Annotated in this window: 18 protein-coding genes; 6 read left to right on the forward strand and 12 right to left on the reverse strand. The window is 74.4% G+C overall.

Annotated features, from left to right (window positions below; all coding sequences use genetic code 11):
• Positions 1–122: 122 nt before the first annotated feature.
• Positions 123–293 (reverse strand): hypothetical protein, encoded by a 171-nt coding sequence (locus tag ACN27B_RS01400; protein ID WP_172967948.1) that lies wholly within the window; start codon positions 291–293, stop codon positions 123–125.
• Positions 294–509: 216 nt separating this feature from the next.
• Here ACN27B_RS01400 and ACN27B_RS01405 point away from each other — a divergent pair, with 216 nt between their 5' ends.
• The gene (locus ACN27B_RS01405) at positions 510–1,199 is read left to right on the forward strand and encodes a DUF4191 domain-containing protein (RefSeq protein ID WP_091573168.1); all 690 of its coding nucleotides are present in this window, start codon (positions 510–512) and stop codon (positions 1,197–1,199) included.
• Positions 1,200–1,261: 62 nt separating this feature from the next.
• On the opposite strand, the gene ACN27B_RS01410 is transcribed toward ACN27B_RS01405, so the two are convergent.
• Positions 1,262–1,660, reverse strand: coding sequence for an RDD family protein (locus tag ACN27B_RS01410; RefSeq protein WP_091573167.1), 399 nt, complete (start codon positions 1,658–1,660; stop codon positions 1,262–1,264).
• A gap of 192 nt (positions 1,661–1,852) precedes the next feature.
• On the opposite strand from ACN27B_RS01410, the gene glnA reads away from it, so the two are divergent.
• Together glnA and ACN27B_RS01420 are read left to right on the forward strand one after the other, a co-directional pair.
• On the forward strand, positions 1,853–3,277 hold the full coding sequence (gene glnA, locus ACN27B_RS01415) for a type I glutamate--ammonia ligase (RefSeq protein ID WP_422743121.1): 1,425 nt from the start codon (positions 1,853–1,855) through the stop codon (positions 3,275–3,277).
• Positions 3,278–3,448: 171 nt separating this feature from the next.
• The gene (locus ACN27B_RS01420) at positions 3,449–3,988 is read left to right on the forward strand and encodes an ATP-binding protein (protein ID WP_099164979.1); all 540 of its coding nucleotides are present in this window, start codon (positions 3,449–3,451) and stop codon (positions 3,986–3,988) included.
• A 47-nt stretch (positions 3,989–4,035) separates the two neighbouring features.
• Here ACN27B_RS01420 and mptB (ACN27B_RS01425) read toward each other — a convergent pair whose 3' ends face one another.
• Positions 4,036–5,523 (reverse strand): polyprenol phosphomannose-dependent alpha 1,6 mannosyltransferase MptB, encoded by a 1,488-nt coding sequence (gene mptB / locus ACN27B_RS01425; RefSeq protein ID WP_422743123.1) that lies wholly within the window; start codon positions 5,521–5,523, stop codon positions 4,036–4,038.
• Between the two features lie 11 nt (positions 5,524–5,534).
• Positions 5,535–7,085, reverse strand: a complete 1,551-nt coding sequence (mptB, locus tag ACN27B_RS01430; protein ID WP_172968083.1) for a polyprenol phosphomannose-dependent alpha 1,6 mannosyltransferase MptB — start codon at positions 7,083–7,085, stop codon at positions 5,535–5,537.
• Between mptB (ACN27B_RS01430) and ACN27B_RS01435 the strand changes: the two genes are divergently transcribed.
• On the forward strand, positions 6,984–8,621 hold the full coding sequence (locus tag ACN27B_RS01435; RefSeq protein WP_422743125.1) for a hypothetical protein: 1,638 nt from the start codon (positions 6,984–6,986) through the stop codon (positions 8,619–8,621). The genes mptB (ACN27B_RS01430) and ACN27B_RS01435 overlap by 102 nt on opposite strands.
• Positions 8,622–8,630: 9 nt before the next feature.
• Here ACN27B_RS01435 and ACN27B_RS01440 read toward each other — a convergent pair whose 3' ends face one another.
• The 4 genes from ACN27B_RS01440 to ACN27B_RS01455 form a co-directional block, all read right to left on the reverse strand.
• Positions 8,631–9,323, reverse strand: a complete 693-nt coding sequence (locus ACN27B_RS01440) for a DUF6069 family protein (protein WP_422743127.1) — start codon at positions 9,321–9,323, stop codon at positions 8,631–8,633.
• Between the two features lie 6 nt (positions 9,324–9,329).
• Positions 9,330–10,313: an RNA polymerase subunit sigma-70 gene (locus ACN27B_RS01445; RefSeq protein ID WP_422743129.1), complete on the reverse strand. Its 984-nt coding sequence runs from the start codon at positions 10,311–10,313 to the stop codon at positions 9,330–9,332.
• A 90-nt stretch (positions 10,314–10,403) separates the two neighbouring features.
• The gene (locus ACN27B_RS01450; protein ID WP_422743131.1) at positions 10,404–13,427 is read right to left on the reverse strand and encodes a bifunctional [glutamine synthetase] adenylyltransferase/[glutamine synthetase]-adenylyl-L-tyrosine phosphorylase; all 3,024 of its coding nucleotides are present in this window, start codon (positions 13,425–13,427) and stop codon (positions 10,404–10,406) included.
• Position 13,428: 1 nt separating this feature from the next.
• Complete coding sequence (locus ACN27B_RS01455; RefSeq protein WP_422743133.1) at positions 13,429–14,196, reverse strand: type 1 glutamine amidotransferase; 768 nt, start codon at positions 14,194–14,196, stop codon at positions 13,429–13,431.
• 66 nt (positions 14,197–14,262) lie between these two features.
• Between ACN27B_RS01455 and ACN27B_RS01460 the strand changes: the two genes are divergently transcribed.
• Positions 14,263–15,192, forward strand: a complete 930-nt coding sequence (locus ACN27B_RS01460; RefSeq protein ID WP_422743135.1) for a S66 peptidase family protein — start codon at positions 14,263–14,265, stop codon at positions 15,190–15,192.
• Here the strand turns inward: ACN27B_RS01460 and ACN27B_RS01465 are convergent.
• The gene (locus tag ACN27B_RS01465; protein ID WP_099164193.1) at positions 15,173–16,087 is read right to left on the reverse strand and encodes a virginiamycin B lyase family protein; all 915 of its coding nucleotides are present in this window, start codon (positions 16,085–16,087) and stop codon (positions 15,173–15,175) included. The two genes, ACN27B_RS01460 and ACN27B_RS01465, sit on opposite strands and share 20 nt — an antisense overlap.
• Before the next feature lie 181 nt (positions 16,088–16,268).
• Here ACN27B_RS01465 and ACN27B_RS01470 point away from each other — a divergent pair, with 181 nt between their 5' ends.
• Entirely contained in the window at positions 16,269–16,742 is a 474-nt protein-coding gene (locus ACN27B_RS01470; protein ID WP_422743137.1) for a hypothetical protein, read from the forward strand.
• A gap of 111 nt (positions 16,743–16,853) precedes the next feature.
• Here ACN27B_RS01470 and ACN27B_RS01475 read toward each other — a convergent pair whose 3' ends face one another.
• The 3 genes from ACN27B_RS01475 to ACN27B_RS01485 all read right to left on the reverse strand — a co-directional run bounded on the left by ACN27B_RS01475 (position 16,854) and on the right by ACN27B_RS01485 (position 23,894).
• Positions 16,854–19,871 (reverse strand): carbohydrate binding domain-containing protein, encoded by a 3,018-nt coding sequence (locus ACN27B_RS01475; protein WP_422743139.1) that lies wholly within the window; start codon positions 19,869–19,871, stop codon positions 16,854–16,856.
• 201 nt (positions 19,872–20,072) lie between these two features.
• Positions 20,073–20,444, reverse strand: coding sequence for a VOC family protein (locus tag ACN27B_RS01480; protein ID WP_396824884.1), 372 nt, complete (start codon positions 20,442–20,444; stop codon positions 20,073–20,075).
• Positions 20,445–20,537: 93 nt separating this feature from the next.
• A complete protein-coding gene (locus ACN27B_RS01485) occupies positions 20,538–23,894 on the reverse strand; it encodes an NACHT domain-containing protein (protein WP_422743141.1) in 3,357 nt (1,118 codons plus the stop codon).
• Between the last annotated feature and the right edge of the window lie 9 nt (positions 23,895–23,903).

Consider the following 23,903-nt stretch of genomic DNA (forward strand, 5'->3'; position numbering starts at 1 on the left):
CGTCGCCGGTCCGGCCGCCCCCGTGGCGGCCGGACCGGCGAGGACCGGGCCCGTGGTCTCCGGCCTCCGCGCCGATCCGGCGACGACCGGTTCGGTGCCGGCGCCGGCGACCGGCGGGGCGGTCACCGGCGGGCGTCGGTGGTGCGGGCGGTGTGCTGACGCCGGCCCAGCCACCCGTGCGCGTGCCGGCGGGGCAGCGACCGGGCGAGCCGGTCGAGGGCCGCGTCGGCCTGCAGCTCGGAGGCGTGGCTGCGGTGGATGCTGAGCAGAAATTCCGCGTCGTTGCCGAACATCGTCGATCTCCCTGTCGTGGGGTGTGCCGTCCCTGTCGACATCGACTTTCCGCGCGAAGGTCCCCCCGGGGCATGGGTACGGTGCCTGATCTTCGCCCGCCCCACCTCCTTACCCGGGGGCCGGAAAGGGCCGGCGCGGCCGTAAGGTACTCAGCCGACGCCGGAAGGGGCGGCCACGGATCAACGGGCCGGGCGCCGACCACTAGACTCTGCGGCATGGCAAAGCCCCAGGAGAAGGTCTCGTTCGGCCAGCGGCTGAAGCAGATCGGGATGGTGTTCCGGTTCACCGCCAAGCAGGACAAGTGGTTCGCGCCGCTGACGGCGGCGGCGGTGCTGATCCCGCTCGCGCTCACCGTGGTCGCGGTGCTCGCCTGGGGCTGGCTCTGGCTGCCGATCGGCATCCTGCTCACCCTGCTCGCCGTGCTGATCGTGCTCAACCTGCGGTCCAACAAGGCGATGATGAACGCCGCCGAGGGGCAGCCCGGCGCGGCGGCGCAGATCATGGAGAGCATGCGCGGCGACTGGCGGGTCACCCCGGCGGTCAGCTCCACCACCCAGATGGACATGGTGCACCTGGTGGTGGGCCGGCCCGGCGTGATCCTGCTGGCCGAGGGGAACCCGCAGCGCGTCCGGGGCCTGCTCGGCCAGGAGAAGCGCCGGCTGGCCAAGGTGATCGGCAGCGCCCCGCTGCACGACTACGTGATCGGTCAGGGTGACGGTGAGCTGCCGGTCCGCAAGCTGCGGATGACGCTGATGCGGCTGCCCCGCAGCCTCTCCCCCAAGGACGTCAACGCCCTCGACAAGCGCCTCAAGGCGCTGACCGCGCGGCCGCAGATGCCCAAGGGCGCGGTCCCGAAGAACATGCGGCCGCCGCGCGGCGCGTTCCGGCAGACCCGGGGTCGCTGACGTCAGACGTACGCGGAGAAGGAGCCGGTCCCCCACGGGGGCCGGCTCCTTCTCGGTGCGGGTCAGCGGCGGGGCGCGTCGGTGACGACCGAGCCGGTGAGGCGGTCGTGCAGGCCGCGCCGGTGCTCGTCCATGATCAGGGCCGGCACGACGAGGGCCAGCAGGAGGCCGCGCAGCAGCGCCCGGACGATCCCGATCCGGCCGCCGTCGGCCCACGCCACGCAGCGGACCCGGGTCAGGAACATGCCCGGGGTCTGGGCGAACAGGCCGAGGAAGAAGCCGTACTCCAGGACCAGCACCAGGACCGGTGACCAGCCGTCCCGGGTGGGGTGGGCGAAGGTGCCGGCGACCAGCAGGCACAGGATCCAGTCGATGAGCAGCGCGCCGAAGCGGCGGCCGAGGCTGGGCGGCGTGAAGGCGGGGTCGGTGGCGGGCGGCACCGGGGTGGCGGTATCGGTCACAGCGGCCAGGGTAGCGCCGCGTCGGCACCCACCGGTAAATCCGACGAGCGCCACAAATGACCACAGACGGGGCGGGGATGACGCTCCGCGAGCGACGTAACACGGCGGAAACAGAGGAGACACGGCCGGGCAACCGCCCGGCCATAGCGTCGCCAGGAGCCAGCCACCGGAGTGGACCTGCCAGGAGGACGTGTGTTCGCCAATCCCGAGGAACTCCTGCGATACCTCAAGAACGAGGACGTGAAGTTCGTCGACGTACGTTTCTGTGACCTGCCCGGCGTGATGCAGCACTTCAACCTGCCGGTCGAGTCCTTCGACGACAGCGTCTTCACCGACGGCCTCGCGTTCGACGGCTCGTCGATCCGCGGCTTCCAGGCCATCCACGAGTCGGACATGCTCCTGCTCCCGGACGTGGCCACCGCCTTCGTCGACCCGTTCCGGGCGCAGAAGACGGTCGCGATCAACTTCTTCATCCACGACCCGTTCACCCGGGAGGCCTACTCCCGGGACCCGCGCAACGTCGCCAAGAAGGCCGAGGCCTACCTCGCCGCCAGCGGCATCGCCGACACCGCCTACTTCGGGGCCGAGGCCGAGTTCTACATCTTCGACTCGATCCGCCACGAGACCTCCGCGCACCAGTCGTTCTACTACATCGACTCGATCGAGGGCGCCTGGAACACCGGCCGGGTCGAGGAGGGCGGCAACCGCGGCTACAAGACCGCCTACAAGGGCGGCTACTTCCCCGTCCCGCCGGTCGACCACTACGCCGACCTGCGCGACTCGATCGTGCGGCGCCTGGTCGACACCGGGTTCACCGTGGAGCGCTCGCACCACGAGGTGGGCACCGCCGGCCAGTCCGAGATCAACTACCGGTTCTCGACCCTGCTGCACGCCGCGGACCAGCTCCAGCTCTTCAAGTACATCGTGAAGAACGAGGCGTGGGCCAACGGCAAGACCGCCACGTTCATGCCCAAGCCGCTGTTCGGTGACAACGGCTCCGGCATGCACACCCACCAGAGCCTCTGGCTGAACGGCGAACCGCTGTTCTACGACGAGACCGGCTACGCCGGCCTGTCCGACACCGCCCGCTGGTACATCGGCGGCCTGCTGCACCACGCGCCCTCGCTGCTGGCGTTCACCAACCCGACCGTCAACTCCTACCGGCGCCTCGTGCCCGGCTTCGAGGCCCCGGTCAACCTGGTCTACTCCCAGCGCAACCGGTCCGCCTGCACCCGCATCCCGGTCACCGGCAGCAACCCCAAGGCCAAGCGCGTCGAGTTCCGCGTCCCCGACCCCTCGGCCAACGTCTACCTCGCCTTCTCCGCGATGATGATGGCCGGCCTGGACGGCATCAAGAGCAAGATCGAGCCGCCGGCCCCGATCGACAAGGACCTCTACGACCTCCCGCCGGAGGAGTGGGGCGACGTCAAGCAGGTGCCGGGCTCGCTGCCGGCCGTGCTCGACTCGCTGGAGGCCGACCACGACTACCTGCTCGACGGCGGTGTCTTCACGCCCGACCTGATCTCCACCTGGATCGACTGGAAGCGGGCCAACGAGGTCGACCCGGTGCGCCTGCGCCCGACCCCGCACGAGTTCGCGATGTACTTCGACTGCTGAGACAGATCGAGGCGCTGACCCGCACCAGTCGGGTCCGGCCTCACAAACGGCGGTCATGTCCGGCTCCCAGCCGGACATGACCGCCGTTTCGTGTCGAACGTGACGGTCGCGCGCCGATCGCGGCATGGCCGGACGTCAGCGATGATGGGGCGACCGCTCGTAGGGGTAGTGATGACGACACGACCGACGCTGTTCCTGACCGTAGGACTGCCGGGCACCGGGAAGACCACGGAGGCGCGGCGCATTGAGGTCGCGGAGAAGGCCCTTCGTCTGACGAAGGACGAGTGGGTGAAGGCCCTCTACGGGTTGGCGAACCCGCCGTCGGCTTCCGACGTCATCGAGGGACGGCTCATCGAGATCGCGCTGCGGGCGCTCGAACTCGGCGTCAACGTCGTCATCGACTTCGGCCTCTGGGGCCGGGATGAGCGTTCGGCCCTACGTCAGGCAGCAGCCGACCTCGGCGCGTCGGTGACGATGCGCTACTTCCAGCTCACACCGGCCGAGCAGCGGCAACGACTTGACCGGCGGCTGGCCGAGGAGCCGCACACGACCTGGCACATGTCCGACGAGGAACTCGCCACGTGGGCTGCCCGCATGAGCGTCCCGACGCCGGGGGAACTGGACGGCAGCGAACCTGTCGACGACCCACCGGAAGGGTTCGCCAGCTGGGACGAGTGGCGCAGGCACCGCTGGCCCGCCGCGATCTCCTAGAACCAGCCCGCCACGGCGAGAACCTCCGTCCAGCCGGCCCGGCCGTGTCACGCGGCACGGCGGCGCAACACGGCCCGGACACCGACGACGGCGACGACCACCACCAGCACCGTCATCAGCACCGCGCCCGGCGCCTTGCTGAACCGGGCCAGATTGGATCCGTCCGGCAGAGTGAGCGCCGACGCGACCGCGCAAGGTGCCACGAACCACACCTGCCGGGCCAGCGGCACCGCCGCGACCGCGAGCAGGGTCAGCGGCCAGATCGCGTACCAGGGGTGGAAGACCGGGGCGAGCAGCACGGTGGCGGCGAGCGCCAGGCCCGCGCCGAGCAGCGCCACCCGCGGGCGGGCCGACGTCAGCCGGGCCACCCGTTGCCGGACGTCGTTGAGCCGCCGCAGCGCCGTCCATGCCTGCCACCAGAGCGCGACGAGCGTCCCGGCGAGCAGCACCAGCGCGACCGTCCGGGCCACCGGCACCGCCGCGGGCCGCTGCCCGGCCAGCTCACCGGCGTAGTCGATCACGAGACCGACGGCGGTGGGCGGGGAGGTCCACTGCTGCGAGTCGCCGCTGTGCCCGAGCCCGCCGATCCAGCCCAGCCCGAGGCCGGTGGCGAGCGAGACGACCAGCAGCGTGCCGAGCACCGACGCGGCCAGTTGCCCGCCGTCGCGCAGCAGCGCCCGCCAGGTGTAGCGGCCGAGCACGGCGGCGAGCGCCGCGAACGGCAGCGCCACGACGGCGACCGCCTTCACCGCCACGGCCAGGCCGAGCAGCACCCCGGCCACCAGCAGCGCGCGCGGCCTGCCCGGCCGGCGGACCAGCACCAGCAGGCCGAGCAGGAGCAGCCCGAGCGCGAGCGCGTCGTTGTGCGCGCCGGCCACCAGGTGGGTCCCGACCAGCGGGCACGCGAGCACCAGCCAGGCGGCGCGGCGGGTCGGCACCCCGGCGGCGCGGGCCAGGCCGGGCAGGCAGAGCGCGACCAGCAGCACCCCGGCCACCGCGACCAGCCGCAGCGCCACGATCGTCCCGACCAGGCCGCCACCGACGAGCACCGCCAGCCCGGCCAGCAGCACGAAGAACGGCCCGTACGGCGCGGGGGTGTCCCGCCAGATCGGCGACACCGAGTCGGTCCACGGGCAGCCGGCCGCGGCGACGCCCACCCGGTAGGGGCTGACCCCGCGCGTCCAGGTCCAGCCCTGGCAGGCGTACGAGTAGACGTCCCGGCTGCCCAGCGGCGGCGCGGCCAGCAGCGGCAGGGTCCAGAGCCCGGCGGTCAGGTATGCCCAGCGGCCCGACGGGGCGCCCCAGCGCAGTGACCACCAGGCGCCCACCAGCAGCGCCGTGCCGACCAGCCAGCAGAGCAGCGTCGCCGGCCCGTGCGGGGCCTGCCAGAGACCGGCGAGCGTGGCGCGCGGCGGCGCGTCGGGCAGCGCCCCGCCGAGCCAGCCCGCGAGGGTGAGCAGGATCGCGCCGGCGAGACCGGCATACCGGGCGACGCTGGCGGCGACCGGTCGGACCGGCGCGTCGGGCTCGCTCACCGGCACACTCCTCAGGACACGGGAACCGGCTGCCGACCCTTCCGGGCCGACCGTACCAACCGCACGACCAGCACGATCACGAACAGCGTCATCAGCGGCGCACCCGGCATCTTGGTGTACCGGGGTAAACCGGTCCCGTCGGCCAGCACCAGGAACGACGACACCACGGTGACGATCGCGAACCACCGGGTCCGCCGCGCGGTGGCGGCCAGCACGGCCAGCGGCCACAGCCAGTACCAGGGGTGGAACAGCGGGGAGAGCGCGACGGTGGCGGTCAGCGCCAGCGCCGCGTGCCAGAACGGCTCGCCCCGGCGCCAGGACCGGAACCAGAGCCAGACCAGCACCGCGACCAGCACCACCATGCCGATCGCCCGGGTCACCGGCAGCGCGTCCACGTGCACGCCGAACGGCGCCAGCAGGTAGCCCACGGTCTGCCCGACCGCGGTCGGCGGCGAGGTCCAGGCCACCACCAGCCCGCCCTGCTCCAGCCCGCTGATGAAGCCGAGCCCCAGCCCGGCGGCGAGCGTCGCGCCGGCCAGCGCCGCCAGCGCGCCGCCGACCACCCACGCGCCGTCGCGGACCAGCGCCCGGATCCGGTACGGCCCGACGATCGCGGCCAGCGCCGCGAACGGCAGCACCACCAGCGCGGTGATCTTGACGCCGGCGGCCAGGCCGAGCAGCACGCCACCGGCGAGCAGCGGACCCGGCCGACCCGGTCGGGCCGCCACCACGGCCAGCCCGGCGACGAGCAGGCCGACCATCAGCGCGTCGTTGTGCGCGCCGGAGGCCAGGTGCACCGGCACCAGCGGGCTGGCCAGCGCCAGCCAGAGCGCCCGCTCCGGCGGCACCCCGCAGCGGCGGGCCAGCACCGGCAGCGCCCAGGCGGTCAGCGCCACCCCGGCGACGGCGAGCAGCCGGAACAGCGCGACCGCGCCCCACAGCGAACCGGTGGCCTTGACCACCGCGCCGGAGAGCAGCACGAACAGCGGCCCGTACGGCGCCGGGGTGTCCCGCCAGATGAACGAGATGGTGTCCAGCCAGGGGCAGGGCAGCGCGGACACGCCCTGCTCGTACGGGTTGATGCCGCCCGAGAAGCTGGCCCCCTGGCAGGCGTAGGCGTAGACGTCGCGGCTGCCCAGCGGCGGGGCGACCAGCATCGGCAGCAGCCAGAGCGCGACCGTGACCAGCACCCAGCGGGCGGACGGCACCCGGTCGCGCAGCGACCACCAGGCCCATGCCAGCAGCCCGGTGCCGACCAGCCAGAGCCCGATGATCAGCGGACCGTTCGGGCCCTGCCAGATGCTGACCGGCGTCGGACGCAGCTCGCCGTCGGGCAGGGCGCCGCCGAGGAAGGCGGCCACGGCGAGCAGCACCGAGCCCGCCAGGCCGATCCAGCGCGAGAGGTGGTGAGGCACGTCCGACATGCTGCCAGTACGGTGGTTCGCGATCAGGAGGTGGGCATGCGGGGCACTCGGGTGGTGGCGGTGTCCGCCGCGTCGGCGCTCGTCCTGGCCGTGCTCCAGCTCACTCTGCCGGTCACCGGGTCGGACCTGTCCGCGCAGGTCGCCCGCGCCGACTTCTTCGCCGCGCACGGGTCCGCCCTGGTCGACCTGCGCTGGTACGGCGGGGTGCACCCGTGGGGCTACAGCCTCGTCTCGCCGCCGCTGATGGCGGCACTCGGGGTACGCCCCACCGGCGCGCTCGCCCTGTTCGCCTCGGCCACCGCGTTCGCGGCCCTGCTGGTCCGGCTCCGGGTGCCCCGCCCGCTGCTCGGCAGCCTGGTCGGCGTGGTCACCATCGCCGGCAACCTGGTCTCCGGCCGGGTCACCTACGCCCTCGGCGTCGCGTTCGGCCTGGCCGCGCTGCTGGCGCTCACCTTGCCCGCCGCCCCGGGCGGCCGGCCGTCGGGCGCTCCCGCCGGGACGGCCGGCCCGGCCCGGCGGTTCCGCGCCGGGTGGGTACGCGCCGCGGCAGTCGGCGTCGCCGCGCTGCTCGCCTCCGCGGCCAGTCCGGTGGCCGGGCTCTTCGTCGGCCTGGCCGGCGTCGCGCTGCTGCTGACCCGCCGGTACGCCGACGGCCTGCTGCTCGCCGTGCCGGCGGCCGGCCCGCTGGCGGTGACCGGGCTGCTGTTCGGCGAGGGCGGCTGGATGAACATCAGCCGGGCGGACACGACGCACGCCGTGGTGACGAGCCTGCTGGTGGCGGCGCTGGTGGCGTACCGGCCGGTCCGGGTGGGCGCGCTGCTGTCCGGGGCGGGGGTGCTGGCGGCGGCGCTGCTGCCCACCCCGGTCGGGTTGAACGCCACCCGCCTGGTGGTGATGTTCGCGCTGCCGGTGCTGGCCGCCGCCGCGACGCCGCCGGACCGGTTCACCGCGCGGTGGCCGACCGTGCGCCGGCTCCCCCGGGCCGCCGGCGCGGTGGCACTGGCCGCCCTGCTGGCGGTGGTCTGCTGGTGGCAGCCGCCGGTGGTCACCGCCGACCTGCGCAGCGCCGGCGACCCGACGGCCGATCCGGCCTACTTCGCGCCGCTGCGCGCGGAGCTGGACCGGCGCGGGCTCACCGGGCGGGTGGAGGTGCCGCCGACGCGCAACTACTGGGAGGCCGCCCGCCTCGGCGAGGTGCCGCTGGCCCGGGGCTGGTTGCGGCAGGCCGACATCGACCGCAACCCGCTGTTCTTCACCACGGTCCCCGGCGCCTCGGGCACCGGCGTCCCGCTGACCCCCGACTCCTACCGGGCCTGGCTGGCCGACAACGCGGTGCAGTACGTGGCCGTGCCGGACGTCGAGCTGTCCTGGGTGGGGCGGCCGGAGGCGGAGCTGGTGACCGCGGGCCAGCCGTACCTGACCGAGGTCTGGTCGGGCCGGCACTGGCGGCTGTACGCGGTGGCCGACCCCACCCCGCTCGTGGGCGCGCCCGGCGAGCTGGTCCGGCAGGACGGCGCCTCGGTCACCTTCAGCGCCCCCGGACCCGGCCCGGTCCCGGTCCGGGTCCGGCACGACCGCTGGCTGACCGTCACCGGCGGCGCGACGATCGCCGCCGACGGCGGGTGGACCGTGGTGACGGTCCCCCGCGCCGGCACGTACACCCTCGGCAGCTGAGCCGCCGGCTCACCCGGCGCGCAGGCTCCGGGCCAGGGCCGGGATCATCACCGCCGCCGCGACGAGGTGCAGCCCGACCAGCGCGGCGACGGTGGCGGCGTCCGCCCCGACCAGGAACGGCGGGACCAACGAGATCGCGGTCAGCGTCCCGGCCGTCCACCCGAACCGCGCGGCGGGGCGGGCGCTCCACCGCAGCAGGGCGGCGGCGAGGACCACGCCGACGACCGAGAAGAAGCCGGTCACCACCGCGAACCCGCCCAGCGGGATCCGCTCGCCGCCGTCGGGGATCGCGAAGTCGACGCCGAGGGCGCGGGCGAGCGCGGCGGCGAGCGTGGTGGCCAGCACCGCCGCGAGCGTGGCGAGCAGGCCGGTGCCGGCGAGCCGGCGGAAGCGGTGGCCGGTCCGGCCCGCCACCGGTCCGGCGGCCACCGCGGTGTCGTTGCCGCTGGTCATGTCGTTCCTCCAGGGTTCGTTGTCGGGGGTGTGGATGCGCACCGTCGCGGTGCGCCGGTCGGGGTTGCGCAGGGCGCGTACGCCGGTGTCGCGCAGCCAGAAGCAGGCGTCGCGGCCGAGGACCGGCCCGGGTGCGCCGTCGCGCAGCTCCAGCTGCACCCGCCCGCGGGTGACGACGGCGAACGCGTCGCGCCACTGGGCCGCGACCACGGCGACGCGCGCGCCGCCGGGCAGCGTGAGCGTCCGCACCGGGGGCTACTCGGTGCCGTCGGCCGGCAGGCGCTCGGGCAGGCCGAGCCGGGGGAACTGGTCGGCGTGGAACGTGACGATCTCGGTGATCGCCCCGTCGGTGACGCGCAGGGCGTCGAGCGTCAGCGGCAGGTACGCGCCCTCCCCCTCCCGCCAGAGATAGAAGGCGACGGCGGGCTGCCGGTTCACCGCGGTCGGGACGGCGCGTAGGCGCCCCAGCTCCCCGAAGCCGTCCGCGACCCAGTCGCCGACCACCGCGTCGCGGCCGACCTGGAGGCCCGGCGTGGGCGGCATCGAGCAGCGGACGTCGTCGCGCAGCAGCGCGGCGAGCCGGTCGATGTCCTTGTCGACGCTGGCGTCGGTGAAGCGGCGCACCAGCTCGCGGGTGCCGGCGTCCTCGTCGCCGCCGGTCCAGTCCTGTCGCTCGGCGGGCAGGTGCGCGCGCATGCCGGCGCGGGCCCGCTGCAACGCGCTGTTCACCGAGTTGACGGAGTCGCCGAGCAGCTCGGCGACGTCCCGCGCCGGCCAGCCGAGCACGTCGCGCAGGATCAGCACGGCGCGTGGGCGCGGCGCGAGGTGCTGGACCGCGACCAGGTACGCCAGCTCGATCGTCTCCCGCGCGACGGCGACCGCCTCCGGCTCGTCCGCGTCGCCGGCGGGCAGCTCGTCGAGCAGTCGGTCCGGGTAGGGCTGCAACCAGGGCACCTCGCCGCCGGTCGCCGGTTGCGGGCGACGCTTGGCCAGCAGGTCCAGGCAGGCGTTGGTGGCGATCCGATAGAGCCAGGCGCGCACCGTCGACCGTCCCGCGTAGGTCTCCCGGCGCCGCCACGCCCGCAGGAACGTCTCCTGCACGGCGTCCTCGGCGTCCTCGAACGACCCGAGCATCCGGTAGCAGTGCACGTGCAGCTCCCGCCGGTGCCGCTCGGTCAGCCCGGAGAAGACCGGTTCGTCGACCTCGCCCCACCCCGCGGGCCGTGTGTCCGCACTCATCTCGTCATCCTCACGTCTCGTCGTGTGCCGTCGTAGGTGTGACGGGCACGGGCGCGAGAACTCATCACCCGGGGCGGTTTCCGCCCGAGCTCAGAGCGGGGCTTCGAGGATGCGCTGGACGACGGTGCGGGAGTGGCGGCCGGTGCGCAGGTATTCGTCGAGGAACTCGCCCGGGTCCTCGTGACCCAGCAGGCGCACCACGCCCGCCAGCTCCACCCCGTGCCGGGGCAGCTGGTCGCCGGCCCGACCCCGGACCAGCATCAACGCGTCGCGGACCTGCGCGGCGAGGGTCCAGCCGGCGGCCAGCTCGGCTGCGTCCCCGCCGTCGAGCAGGCCGGCGTCGCGGGCGGCGGCCAGGGCGTCGAGGGTACGGGTGACGCGCAGCTCCGGCAGCCGGCCGGCGTGCCGGAGCTGGAGCAGCTGCACCGCCCACTCGACGTCGGCGAGGCCGCCCCGGCCCAGCTTGGTGTGGGTGGCCGGGTCGGCGCCGCGGGGCAGGCGCTCGGTCTCCACCCGCGCCTTGATCCGGCGGATCTCCACCACCTGCTCGCGGGTCAGCCCGTCGGCCGGGTAGCGCACCGGGTCGATCATCGCCTCGAACTGCGCGCCCAGGTCGGCGTCGCCGCAGACGAACCGGGCCCGCAGCAGCGCCTGCGCCTCCCACACCCGCGACCACCGGGCGTAGTACTGGGCGTAGGCGGCCAGGCTGCGCACCAGCGGGCCCTGCCGGCCCTCCGGGCGCAGGTCGGCGTCGACGCCGAGCGGCGGGTCGGGGGCGGGCGCGGAGAGCAGCCGACGCAACTCCTCGGCGATCGCGTGCGCGGCGGCGCTGGCCGCGCTCTCCTCCGTCCCGGCCGGCGGGTCGTAGACGAAGAGCACGTCGGCGTCGGAGAGGTAGTTGGACTCGTACCCGCCGAGCCGGCCCATGCCGATCACCGCGAAGCGCAGGCCGGGCGGGCCGGGCTGGGCGGCCCGGGCGGCGCGCAGCGCGGCGGCCAGCGTGGCGTCGGTGACGTGGGACAGCGCGGTGCCGACCGCGGTCACGTCGACCACTGTGGGCCGGCGTTCCCCGCCGCCGACCGGGCGCGGGGTGAGCGGGGCGAGCGACCCGGCCCGGCTGAGCACGTCGGCGCAGGCGATCCGGACCAGCTCGCGGCGGCGCAACGCGCGGACCGCCCGGGTGGCCTCGACCGGGTCGTCGTGCCGGGCCGCCGCGGCGGTGAAGCCTTCGACCAGGGTGTCCCGGGGGCGCGGGGTCAGCTCGGTGTCCTCGGCGAGCAGCCGCAGCGCCTCCGGCTCGCGGGCCAGCAGGTCGGCGGCGTAGCGGGAGGAGGAGAGCACCCGGGCCAGCCGGCGCGCCACCGGGCCGGAGTCGCGCAGCAGGCGCAGGTACCAGGGGGTGCTGCCGAGCTTGTCGGAGACCTGCCGGTAGTTGAGCAGCCCCCGGTCCGGCTCCGGGGCGTCGGCGAACTCGTCCAGCAGCACCGGTAGCAGCGTGCGCTGGATCGCGGCGGTGCGGCTGACGCCGCCGGTGAGCGCCTGCAGGTGCCGCAGCGCCCCGGCCGGGTCGGCGAAGCCGAGCACCTCCAGCCGGTGCCGGGCCGCCTCGGGCGTGAGGCGCAGCCCTTCGGCCGGCACCCGGGCGACGGATTCCAGCAGCGGCCGGTAGAGCAGCTTGGCGTGCAGCCGGCGTACCTCGGCGGCGTGGGTGACCCACTCGGCGCGGAACTCCTCGACGGCGCTGCGGCCCGGGGTGGCCGCGTAGCCGAGCGCGGCGGCGAGCCAGCGCAGCGCGGCCGGTTCGGTCGGCACGGTGTGGGTGCGGCGCAGGCCCTGCAGCTGGAGCCGGTGCTCGACGGCGCGCAGGAAGCGGTAGCCGCGGAGCAGCGCCTCGCCGTCGGCGCGGCCGACGTAGCCGCCGGCGACCAGGGCGCGCAGCGCCGGGACGGTGCCGGGCACCCGCAGCGACTCGTCGCCGCGGCCGTGCACGAGCTGGAGCAGTTGGACGGCGAACTCGATGTCGCGCAGCCCGCCCGGACCGCGCTTGATCTCGCGTTCCAGCTCCTTCGGCGGCACGTTGTCGAGGATCTTGCGGCGCATGGCGCGGACGTCCTCGACCGCCTCCGGCCGCTCGGCGGCGGTCCAGACCAGCGGGGCGAGCGCCTCGATCCACTCCCGGGCCAGGTCCAGGTCGCCGGCCGCCGGGCGGGCCTTGAGCAGCGCCTGGAACTCCCAGGTGCGGGCCCAACGCTTGTAGTAGGCCAGGTGGCTGGCGAGCGTGCGGACCAGCGGGCCCCGGTTGCCCTCCGGGCGCAGCGCCGCGTCGACCGGCCAGGCGACCAGCCCGCAGACGTGGATCAGCCGGGTGGCGACCTGGGTGGCGGCGGACAGGTCGTCGTCGGCGGCGGCGACGAAGATGACGTCGACGTCGGAGACGTAGTTGAGCTCGTCGCCCCCGCACTTGCCCATCGCCACCACCGCCAGCCGGGGCCGGGGGGTGCCCTCGGGCAGCTCGTCGACGGCGATGTCGTAGGCGGCGGCCAGGGTGGCGTCGGCCAGCCCGGACAGCGCGGCCATGGTCTGCTCCAGGCCCCGCCCGCCGGTCAGGTCGGCCGCCGCGATCCGCAGCAGCGCCAGCCGGTACGCCTGCCGCAGCAGCGGGACCGCGCCGGTGACGGTGGTCAGCCGGCCCGCCACGGTCAGGTCGAGCCGCCCGTCGGCGGTGGGGGCGAGACCGTCCGGCTCGGTGGCCAGCACGGCCCACTGCCCCGGGTTGGCCACCAGGTGGTCGCCGAGCGCCGAGGACGCGCCGAGCACGGCGACCAGCCGGCGGCGCAGCCCGGGGTCGGCGGCCAGCGCGTCGCGGACCGCCACCTCGTCCCCGGCGCGCCGCTCCGACTCGACCAGCCGGTGCAGCTGGCGCAGGGCCAGGTCCGGGTCGGCGGCCCGGGACAGCGCGGTGAGCAGCTCGGCGGCGTGCTCGTCGGCCGGTTCCTGCGCCTCCGGGCGCCACAGGTCGAGCCCGTCCGGGCCGAGCAGGTCGGCGGCGCGGGTGGCGCCGTCTCCCTCGGCGAAGCCGTAGCGGGCCAGGCGTCCGCGGGCCGGCCGGGTCACGTCACGCCCCGAGCAGCGGCAGGCTGCGGCGGGTGCTGTCGTCGCCGAGTTCGCCGAGGGCGAGCGCGGCGAACCGGATCGCGAACGGCTGCCAGGCCTCCTCGACGTCGGCCATCGCCCGGTCGCAGGCGGCCACCACCAGCTCCGGGTCGTAGCCCAGCTCGGCCAGCGTGGCCGAGTCGCGGGACCACTCGGCGATCATCGCGGTGTCGCACTCGATGTGGAACTGCAGGCCCCAGGCCCGGTCGCCGAGGCGGAACGCCTGGTGCGGGTAGCGGGTGGAGGCGGCGAGCAGCGTCGCACCGTGCGGCAGCTCGGTGATCTCGTCGGCGTGCCACTGAAGCACGTCGGGCATCAACGGCACGTAGCGGAACAGCGGGTCGGTCTCGGCGGCGTCGCGCCGGCCCACCACGGTGGGGCCGATCTCCGGCCCGGACGGGCTGCGCTCGACCCGGCCGGCGTGCGCGGTGGCGAGCAGTTGCGCGCCCAGGCAGATGGCCAGCGTGGGCACCCGCCGGCGGACCGCCTTGCGCAGCAGCCCCTCCAGCGCCGGGAACCAGGCCGCGCCGGGGCTGTCGTCGGGCAGCGGGTAGGCCTGCTGGTCGCCGCCGAGGACCACCAGGGCGGCGTATCCCTCCAGGTCGGCGGGGAGCGCGTCGCCGGCGTGCGGGCGCACGACGCGCAGCTCCAGGCCCCCTTCGGTGAGCCACTCCCCCAGGCGGCGGAGGTCGTCGGTCGGGTCGTTCTCGATCACCAGCGCGGTCGCCACGACGTCGAGGCTAGCCGGTGCGCCCGGCGGCGGACGGTCCGGCTCGGCCGCACTAGGCTCCCGGTCGTGCCCACCGACGACTGCCTGCGCCCACCGGCCCTGCGTCCCGGCGACGCGGTGATGCTGGTGTCGCCGTCCGGCCCGACCCGCCCGGAGCGGGTGGCCCGCGGCGTCGAGCTGCTCACCGGCTGGGGCCTGCGGCCGGTGCCCGCGCCGAACGCGTACGCCCGCCGGGGTTACCTGGCCGGCGACGACGCGCTGCGGGCCGCGGACCTGAACGCGGCGTTCGCCGACCCGGAGATCCGCGGGGTGATCTGCACCCGGGGCGGCTACGGGGCGCAGCGGGTGGTCGACCTGATCGACATGGCCGCGGTACGCCGGGACCCGAAGGTGGTGGCGGGCTTCTCCGACATCACCGCGCTGCAGTTCGCGCTCTGGCGCGGCGCGCGGCTCGCCGGGGTGCACGGCCCGGGCGCCGCCTGGCGGGACGAGCGCACCCCGATCCGCTCGGCGGAGTCGCTGCACGCGGCGCTGACCAGCACCGAACCGGTGACCGTCGCGGCGGTCGAGGCGGAGGAGACGTATCCGGTGCGGGTGCCCGGCCGGGCCGAGGGCCGGTTGCTGGGCGGGAACCTGTGCCTGATCACCGCGTCGATCGGCACCCCGGACATGCCCGACCTGACCGGCGCGATCCTGCTGGTCGAGGAGGTGCAGGAGCCGCCCTACAAGATCGACCGGATGCTCACCCACCTGCGCCGCTGCGGCGCCCTGGACGGGCTCGCCGGGGTGGCGGTCGGCCAGTTCACCGAGTGCGCCGACGGCTGGGACACGACGGTGGTGGACGTGCTCACCGACCGCCTCGGCGACCTCGGCGTCCCGGTGCTCGGCGGCCTCCCCGTCGGCCACGGCCCCGGTCAGCTCACCGTCCCGGTGGGCACCCCCGCCGTCCTCGACACCACCACCGCCACCCTGACGGTCACCCCCGCCGTCCGCTGACCCCTGTCGATCCCGGGGGGAGGTGGGCGACGGCGCCGGTTTCCAGGGCGGCCCAGACCGCGCCGTCGGGGGTGACCGTCAGGCCGTGGGGTTCGGAATTCGGCGTCGGCAGGTCGTGGGCGGTGACGTGGCCGTCGGGGGCGACGTGGGCGATGCGGTTCGCGGCCCACTCGGTGAACCAGCAGCCGCCCGCCGGGTCGGCGACGATCGCGTGCGGGCGGGACGTCCGGTCCGGCAGCGGGAACTCGTCGATCCGCCCGTCCGGGGTGATCCGGCCGAGCTGCCCGGCGCCGATCTCGACGAACCAGAGCGCGTCGTCGCCGCCCCGGGTGATGCCGACCGGCCCGGCCGCGTCCGTGGGCAGCGGGTGCACCGCCACCGACCCGTCGAGGTCGACCCGGGCGATCGCGTTCGCCTGGTTCAGCGTCAGCCAGAGCGCCTCGTCCGGCCCGACGGCCAGCATCGACGGGAACGCCTTGGTGACCGGCAGCGGGAACGTGGCGACCTCCCCGTCGACGGTGACCCGGCCGACCGTGTCGTCGCCCATGCCGGCGTACCAGAGCGCACCGTCCGGCCCGGCGACCAGGCCGCACGGGGAACAGCCGGGCGGTAGCGCGACCGAGCCGCTCTCGCCGTCGACGGTGGTCCGGCCGAGCCGGTGGTCGCCGGAGCGGGTGTACCAGAGCGCGCCGTCCGGGCCGGTGGTGATGATCAGCGGCCGGCTCTCCGGCGGGTCGGCGCGGTAGGTCCGCACCTCGCCGTCGAGGCCGAGCCGGGCGACACCGCCGGAACCGGCCAGCGTCAGCCAGAGCGCGCCGTCCGGCCCGACCGTGATCGCGTACGGGCCGGAGCCCGGCCCGGTGAGCGGGACCTCGCGGATGACGGGCTGAGTCATGAGGGATGCCTTCCGTCGGGATTCCGCCCAGCCTCACGGCCGCCCCGGCGGCCCCGCAACCGCATTTGTCCGGATCGGTGGCCCGATTGCCAGCTCGCTGACAGGTTCGCCACGGGTGGCCCCCAGCTCCGGCGGTCACTGTCGGTGACGTCATCGCACCACCACCGAACAGGAGAACCGCATGATCCGCACGACGAGGAAGCGCCTGCTGGTCGGCCTCGCCGCCGCCGGGGTGCTCGGCGTCGGGATCGCCGCCCCGACGGTGGCGCTCGCCGACGACAAGAGCCCCGCCCCGAGCGCCAGCACGAGCGCCGACCGCGACGGCGAGCGCCAGCAGCGGCACGCCGACCGGCAGGCCGAGTTCGCCGACGCGCTCGCCAAGGAGCTGGGCGTCCCGGCCGACAAGGTGACCGCCGCGCTGGAGAAGCTGCGCGAGCAGCGCCAGGCCGACCGGCCGGAGCGGCCGCAGCCGCCGTCGACGCAGGACCGGCAGGCCGCCCTGAAGGAGCGGCTGGACCAGGCCGTCAAGGACGGGAAGCTGACCCAGGAGCAGGCCGACGCCGTGCTCAAGGCCGCCGAGGCCGGCGTGTTCCCCGGCCCGGGCGGGGGCGGCCACCGCGGCTGGCACGGCCAGGACGGCAGGCCCGGCGAGTGACCCGGTGGCCCCGCCTCCCCTCGCCGGCCGCACCTCCCTCCCGGCCGGCCCCGGCGGGGCCACCCAGGCGAGGGCGGGGTCCGGACACGTCCGGACCCCGCCACGCCGTCGTCAGCGCAGGTACGGCCCGTCCCCGCCGACCTTCCCCGGCGCCGGGTTGCCGGGCAGGTCGAGCACGTAGACCCGCAGGTTGCCCCGGCCGCTGACCGAGGCGGTCAGCGTGCCGTCGGTGACCGTGCGGACGTCGCCGGTGACCGCGTCGGTGTACCGGCCGTTCGGCACGCCACTGAACGTGGCGCCGCCGGACACGGTGACCAGGGCGAAGCTGTCCACCGCGCCCTGGGTGAAGCGCCGCTTGTACGCCATCGCGCCGCTGACGCCCTCGGTCGAGTACTGCCCCTTCTGCAGCGCCGGCACGGCCCGCCGGATCAGGTTGAGCCGTTGCACGTGCTTCACCAGCGGTTGGCTGAGCGTGGTGGCGACCGCCCCGCTGGCCGAGCCGACCACCCCGAAGTCGGCGGCGGTGACGCTGCCGGCGAGGTGGTCGCCGTAGTAGGCCCGGCCGGTGGTGTCGAGCGGGCAGCTCGGTCCGCAGTCGATCCGGGCGCCCTTGCGGAACTCGATCTCCGAGCCGTAGTAGAGCGTCGGGATGCCGCGGAACGTCCACATCAGGCTCATGTTCTCCGCCCAGGCGTCGGTGCCGCCGGCGTAGCGGGTGGAGGACTTGTTCGGCCCGTAGTCGTGGCTGTCGACGTAGACCACGTTGTAGGTGGCGTCGTTGTAGCTGTCGTCGGAGTCCTTCCCGTTGCCGAACGCGTTGCCGGCGTCGGAGAAGTTCATGTGCATCCGCATGTCGATCACGTTCATGCCGGAGAACTTCGAGTGGTCCGGCGCGTGGTACGCGTTGCCGCGCAGGAACGCGTTGTCGGTGGTGGGCTGTCCGGACGGGCCGAGCAGCTGCTCGTAGTCGTACTGCTCGATCGCGGCCCGCACGTCGTCGGGGCTGTACTCCCTGCGCTCGGACCAGGTGAAGAACTGGGCGGAGTGGTTGACGGAGCCCCGGTTCCACTTGTCGTTGACGAACGCGGCGACCTCGCCGAAGACGTAGAAGTCCCGGCCCTTCTCGCCGAACCTCGACACGGCGTGCTGCTGGATGGCGGGCAGGAAGCGCCGGTTCCAGGTGACCCGGGGGATGTGCACGGCGGTGTCGATCCGGAAGCCGTCCACCCCCATGTCGATGAACCGGTTGTACGCGTCGATCAGGTAGCGCTGCACCTGCGCGTTCTCGGTGTTGAAGTCGGCCAGGTCCTCGTGCAGCCAGCAGCTGCGCGCGTCCTCGCCCTCCCAGTTGCCGATCCAGCACTGGTGGTACCTGTCGGCGGGGAAGAGCCTGCTGTTCGGCGTGGGCCACTGGCACTGGTAGAGGGTGTAGCCCTCGGCGCTGCGCCCGCCGGTCGGCGTACCCCAGTTCAGGCACTGGTTGCCGGCGGGCGCGGCGGACGACCAGACGTCGCCGTTGTACGGCCGGCCCTTGGCCTTGGCGTTCTGCGCCGGGGTGAGCGCCGGGTCGGTGCCGGTGGCCTCGACCATCGGGTCGTAGGCCCGGCCGGCCTGCGGCTGGTCGTAATACCACTTCCACTGGTCGTCGCGGGTGCCGTAGACGGTGGGCGTGAACAGGCCCTTGGCGCCCCACCGGGAGCTGTGGTTGTAGACCACGTCCTGGAAGATCTTGATGCCCTTGGCGTGCGCGGCGTTGATCAGGTCCTGGTAGGACGCGCCGGCGCTCTCCAGCCGCGGGTCGACCCGGTAGAAGTCCCAGCCGTGGTAGCCGTGGTAGTCGTAGTCGGAGCGGTTGAGCACCACCGGCGTGATCCAGATGGCGGAGAACCCGAGCGCCTTGACGTAGTCGAGCTTGTCGACGAGCCCCTTGAAGTCGCCCCGGAACATCGGGTCGTCGTTCGCCGCGTTTCCCGAGGCGACGTGCTGGCTGCCGCCCCGGTTGTTGGCCGGGTCGCCGTCGGCGAACCGCGCGGTCATGACGAAGTAGATGCTGTCCTCGCGCGGATCGCCGCCGAGTGGCGCGCCGCCGGCCGGCGGGTTGCCGGTGGTCGCGGACGCCGGCGCGCTCGCCGCCGACCGGTTGCCGGCCGCGTCGAGCGCCCGCACCGTCCAGGTGTACGTGGTGGCGGGCCGCAGGTCGTACGCGACGTACCGGGTGGTGGTGCTGGTGACCGTGACGGCGCCCGCGCCCCCGGTGCGGGTCAGCTCGTAGCCGGTGACGGCCCGGTCGTCGGTCGCGGCGGTCCAGCTCAGGGTGACCGCCAGCCCGTCGGCGACGGCGGTGAGCCCGCTCGGCGTGGACGGCGGGCCGGTGTCCGGCACGACCGGCGCGCACGGGTCGGCGGCCCCGGCGGTGACCCGGCCGTTGTCGACGATGCTGCGCCCGGCGCCGAGGGTGTAGTCGGCGCCGCCGTTGTTGTCCCAGGTGCCGGCGTTGTCGTTGAACGCGGCGGTGAGCCCGGTGGCGGCGCCGAGGTCGACGACCCGGCGGGCCCAACCGGCGCAGCGCGTCTCCATGGCCACGCCCGGCGCGGTGGTCCAGGTGCCGCCGGTGGGCCGGTAGTGCAGGTTCGCGGTGGACCAGCCGCGCGGGGTGAGGTGGTACCAGACCTCGGCGGTGTTCCCGCCGCCGGTGCTTCCGGTCGGTGTCGGCGTCGGCGTGGATGTCGGCGGGGGCGTGGCGCAGGGATCGCCCGCGCCGATCCGCCCGGCGGCGACGGTCACCGCGCCGGCGGTGAGCCGGTAGTTGGCGCCGTTGTTGTTGTCCCAGACGCCGCTGCCGTTGGTGAAGACGACCTGGAGGCCGGTGGCCGCACCGAGGTCGACGGTCCGGCGACGCCACCCGGCGCAGGCGGTGTCCATCGGTACGCCGGGCACGGCGGTCCAGGCCTGCCCGTCGACGCCGTAGTGGATGTTGACCGACGCGCCCCAGGCGGCCGGTGGCTGGTAGTAGACGGTGACGGTGTTGGCCGCCGCGGCGGCGGTGAACGGCAGCAGCGCGGCGAGCACGCCGGCGGCGAGCGCGAGCGCTCCCCACCGGCGGCGGGTGGTGGTGGTCGTGCCCCTCATGGCGCTCTCCTGACACCCCCGCCCGCACGACGGGCGCAAGGGGATGAAGGCGTTGCAAGAACTTGCGACGCGTGGTGCCAGGAAGTTACCAGCTTCGATCCCCGGAAACCAGGGGTTCACAATCGACGGTGCGCGCAACCGCTTGCACCCACCGCAACACCTTGCTCCCGGCTGGCCCACCGGCCGGGAGCAAGGGTGCGGTCAGCCGGCGGCCGGCGGGGTGAAGACGCCGAGCAGGTTGCCGGACGGGTCGCGCAGGCGGGCGTGCGTCAGCCCACTCGGCGTCGTGACCGGCTGCGCCAGCACCGTGCCACCCGCCGACTCGGCGCGGCGGCAGGTCTCCGCCACGTCGGTCACCTGCGCGTAGAAGATCGCGTAGTTGTCGGCGGCGGAGTCGGTGCCCCGGATCGCGCCGCCGATCCCCGGCTCCCCGCCGGCCGCCGTCTGCCGGTACGACCCACCCGGGCCGCCCTGCTCCTCGAAGGACCAGCCGAACATCTCGGCGTAGAACCGCTGCGCCTCGTCCGGCCGGTCGGAGCCGATCTCGAACCAGGTCACGGGCGTGCTGGACATGCTGCCTCCTGTCGTCGCGCCGGCCGTCCGGCCGGCGTCGTCAGAAGTCAGCCTGAGCGGCCGCCGCGACACCGTCCTGTCGGTGTTTCGGAATCACACCGCCACGTCACCGCCGGACAAAGCCCGTCCGGTGGACGGTCGTGGCGGCACGGGAGCCAGCACCAGCGGTCGGATCCGATCGACGAGATCCGGGCGGCGTCCGGCGAACAGCCGGGCGAGCCGGTCGGCCTCCGCCGGGCTGAGGTGGAACTCGTCGATCCCCAGTTCGGTGAGGCGGACCACCGCCTCCACCGCCAACTCCTCGGTGTACGCGCTCCACGAGCCCTGGTCGGCGTGCAACGTTCGCCCCACGATGCGGGCGACCTGACGGGTCTCCGGGTCGTCGGCGCCGATCAGCGCGAGGCAACAGCGGAGGAAGGCGCCGGCGGCCCGGTCCCCGGCCGTCGGCACGAACTCGAGACTGCTCAGCACCGCGATCGCGGCGGCCCGGGTCACGAGGCGATCGGCGGCGAGCCGGTCCAGCAGCACCACCGCCATGTCGACCTCGTCCCGCTCGTCCGAGCCGTGGAAGGCGATCACCAGCGACGCGACCACGCGATAGTGTGCCGCCCGGTCCGCGGGCCCGAGGCCCGGCATCCCCAGGACCGTCGTCACGAGCATGCGGCCCACCGACAGTTGCCCCGTGTCGCCACCACGTACCACCCAGGCGAACCCCGGTGGGAACATCTCCACCAGCGGCTCCAGCGCGTGCTGGACCGCGTCACCGGCGACGCCACACTCGAAGTTGGCCACCGAACGCAGGAAGGCGGCGTCCGGCCCGGACTCCACCTGCAACCAGTTCGACTCCGACGACGAGGTGGGCGGGAACGTCCACCCGAGGTCCACGTCCGGCGGTCTCCATCCCTCCGGAGCGAGGCTCAGGCCGATCTCCCGGCGCCGGCCGTCGCCCCGCCGGTCCAGCGCGACGGCGTTCACCAGACTCCGGTACTCGCCCTCGGCGAGCTGCGAGCGCCAGAGCAGTGCCTGGCGCGTCCAGGGCACCCGGACGTCCGGCTCCGCCGGATAGAGCTGACCGCCGGCCAGCTCCTCGACCGCGCAGAGCGCCAGCACAAGCAGGTTCGCACTGTAGACGGCGTGCCGTTCGGGCACCGACAGCGCCCGGGGCCGGTACGAGGCGAACGTCCGCCCGGGCCGTCCGTGGTGCACGCTCTGGAACAGGCGCAGCAGCACGTCGAGGATGCCCGCCGCGTGATCGCCCGGAGACGACCGGAGAGCCTCGACGAGGAACGCGACGACCGGCGCCCGCCCGGTCAGGGTCGCGAACGACAGCAGCGCGTGCAGTGGATCGTCGTCGACCGACGCGCTCCGCAACATGGTCGTCGCCGCCTCCCGTGCAGCCAACTCCTCCAGCACGAGCGCGGTCGTCCGGGCGACCAGGAACTCGCCGAAGGTGGCATGCAGGAACTCGTACGTCTCCGTCCGCTGGTCCCCCCGCAGCGCCTGCGTCCGGTGGACGAAGAAGAAGCGCCCCAGCACGATCTCCGCGGCCCGCAACGGCACCCGGAGGCTGCCGTCGGCGCGCGCCTGCGGCGCCCCGCCGGCCAGGAACGCGAGCTCGCCGAGGTCCGTCTCCAACTCCTCCTCGGTGACCCACTGCACGCCCCGGTTGAACATCGCGAAGGCCACCACGGCCAGCCGGCGCAGCTCCGCCTCGGTGGCGCGGGACAACTCCCGCTCGGACAGCCCCTCCCGGTGCTTGACCACCTCACGCCGGGCGAAGCTACGCAGCAGCTTCTCGTACAGCTCACCCCGGCCGAGCGTGCCGGCCGACCGCAGGTCGTTGCCGTCGGCGGCGTAGAGAGCGAGCATGAGCAACAGCAGTGGCTGCCCGGCCAGCTCGCGGTGGGTCAGCACGGCCGCCGGATCCAGCGGCGGCACGCCGAGCACCGCGAAACCGTCGGAGTTGGCCGCGTTCCAGGTGGTCACCCAGCGGGCGACCCGTGCCGGGTCGAACGGCTCCAGCCGGAGCGCGACGGTCCCCGGCGGTGGCTTCGCCCGGTCGGCCACACTGGTCCGGCTCGTGACCAGCACCGCCACCGGTCGCCCCTGATCCACCTCGCGCTGCTGGAACTGGGCCACCTTGAGCAGGTAGTCCGTCTGGGTCACGCCGGTGGCCTGGAGCAGTTCGTCGAAGCCGTCCAGCAGCACCACCGGCAGGGCGTCGCCGGCCGACCGCGCCAGCTTGGGCCATGCCAACCGCTCCCCGGTGGCGTCCCGCACGGCCTGCTCGATCTGATCCTGAAGGTCCGCCTCCAACCGGACCTCCCGCAGCACCACGCGGACGACCAGGAAGTCACGGGCCGGCAGCTGGGCCGCGAGGACCCGGGTCAGCACGGACTTGCCGGAACCGGGCTGACCCAGCACCAGCAACGGCGCGTGAACCGCCTGGGGGGAGGTGAGATGCCCGATCAGGAACTGGACGAGATCCTCGCGGGCCGGCTGCACCGCCCACCACGACTCGTCGCTCGGCCGCGACTGCTCGCCCAGTGCGGCCACCCGGTACGACGGCGGCACGTACGCGACGCCGAGCGCCGGGACCCGGAGACCGTCCGGCACCTCACCCGAGTTGATGATCGGCCGGTCGAGCTGTGCGCGGTACGAGCGGGCCAACGCCTCCCGCCAGTCGCTGGGCGTGCCGCCGGTGGCCATCGCCGCCAACGTCTCGCGCAGCTCGACCAACCCGACCGCGAGCTGGCGTACCTCTCCGCGGGTCGCCTCGTGCTCGTGCAGCCCGGCCCAGAACGCGACCTCCGGGAAATCCGCCGCCAAGGCGGTGAGCAGATCACGATGGCGCTCGACCGCGAACTCCGGTATCCGCTCCAGCGCCTGCCGCAGCGACTGCTTCTCCCCGTCGGTCAGCCGTTCGCCCACGGCCAGCCCGTCGACGAAGTCCGCGACCCGCCCGACCAGAAGCACGTAGTGGTTCCGCAGCAATTCCCGCAGCCTCGCATAGGGCACCTCGGGCGCGGGGAGCGGCGCCGGGATCTCGAAGAGGACCCGTGCGACGGACCGCCTGCTCTCCGACCCCGCCCCTGCCAGGGTCAGCTGCTCGGACCGACGCAGCTCCAGGTCGGCGAAGTCGAAGGGCAGGTCCGCCTCGGCCAGCGCCTCGAAGAACGCGGTCACCGCGATCACCGCGTGCGCGGCCTCCAACCGCTGCGTGCGCCCGTACCGGGACAGCCCGGAGCGCTTCTCGGACGCGACCCGTACCACTTCGTGGCCGAGCCGGACGAACTCCGCCTTGGCGTCGAAGAGGCCGAGCAGCGCCGGCACCGGCACCGACGCGGCCAGCAGCACTCCCCCGGTCAGCTTGTCGAACCAGTCGACGACCTTGCTCTTCTCCCCGCCCAACAGGCGTACGGCGTCGGCGTAGCTGAGCGTGTCGGGCACGCGTGTTCC

This window comes from Micromonospora sp. WMMD754 (genome assembly GCF_049315235.1).
GTDB classification, from domain to species: Bacteria; Actinomycetota; Actinomycetes; order Mycobacteriales; family Micromonosporaceae; genus Micromonospora; species Micromonospora sediminicola.

Bases quoted from the DNA above. Each gene is read 5' to 3' on its own strand.
- ACN27B_RS01470 (WP_422743137.1), top strand. From the start codon at position 16,269: ATGATCCGCACGACGAGGAAGCGCCTGCTGGTCGGCCTCGCCGCCGCC.
- ACN27B_RS01465 (WP_099164193.1), bottom strand. From the start codon at position 16,087: ATGACTCAGCCCGTCATCCGCGAGGTCCCGCTCACCGGGCCGGGCTCC.
- ACN27B_RS01405 (WP_091573168.1), top strand. From the start codon at position 510: ATGGCAAAGCCCCAGGAGAAGGTCTCGTTCGGCCAGCGGCTGAAGCAG.
- ACN27B_RS01475 (WP_422743139.1), bottom strand. From the start codon at position 19,871: ATGAGGGGCACGACCACCACCACCCGCCGCCGGTGGGGAGCGCTCGCG.
- ACN27B_RS01420 (WP_099164979.1), top strand. From the start codon at position 3,449: ATGACGACACGACCGACGCTGTTCCTGACCGTAGGACTGCCGGGCACC.
- ACN27B_RS01480 (WP_396824884.1), bottom strand. From the start codon at position 20,444: ATGTCCAGCACGCCCGTGACCTGGTTCGAGATCGGCTCCGACCGGCCG.
- ACN27B_RS01400 (WP_172967948.1), bottom strand. From the start codon at position 293: ATGTTCGGCAACGACGCGGAATTTCTGCTCAGCATCCACCGCAGCCAC.
- ACN27B_RS01435 (WP_422743125.1), top strand. From the start codon at position 6,984: ATGCGGGGCACTCGGGTGGTGGCGGTGTCCGCCGCGTCGGCGCTCGTC.
- ACN27B_RS01445 (WP_422743129.1), bottom strand. From the start codon at position 10,313: ATGAGTGCGGACACACGGCCCGCGGGGTGGGGCGAGGTCGACGAACCG.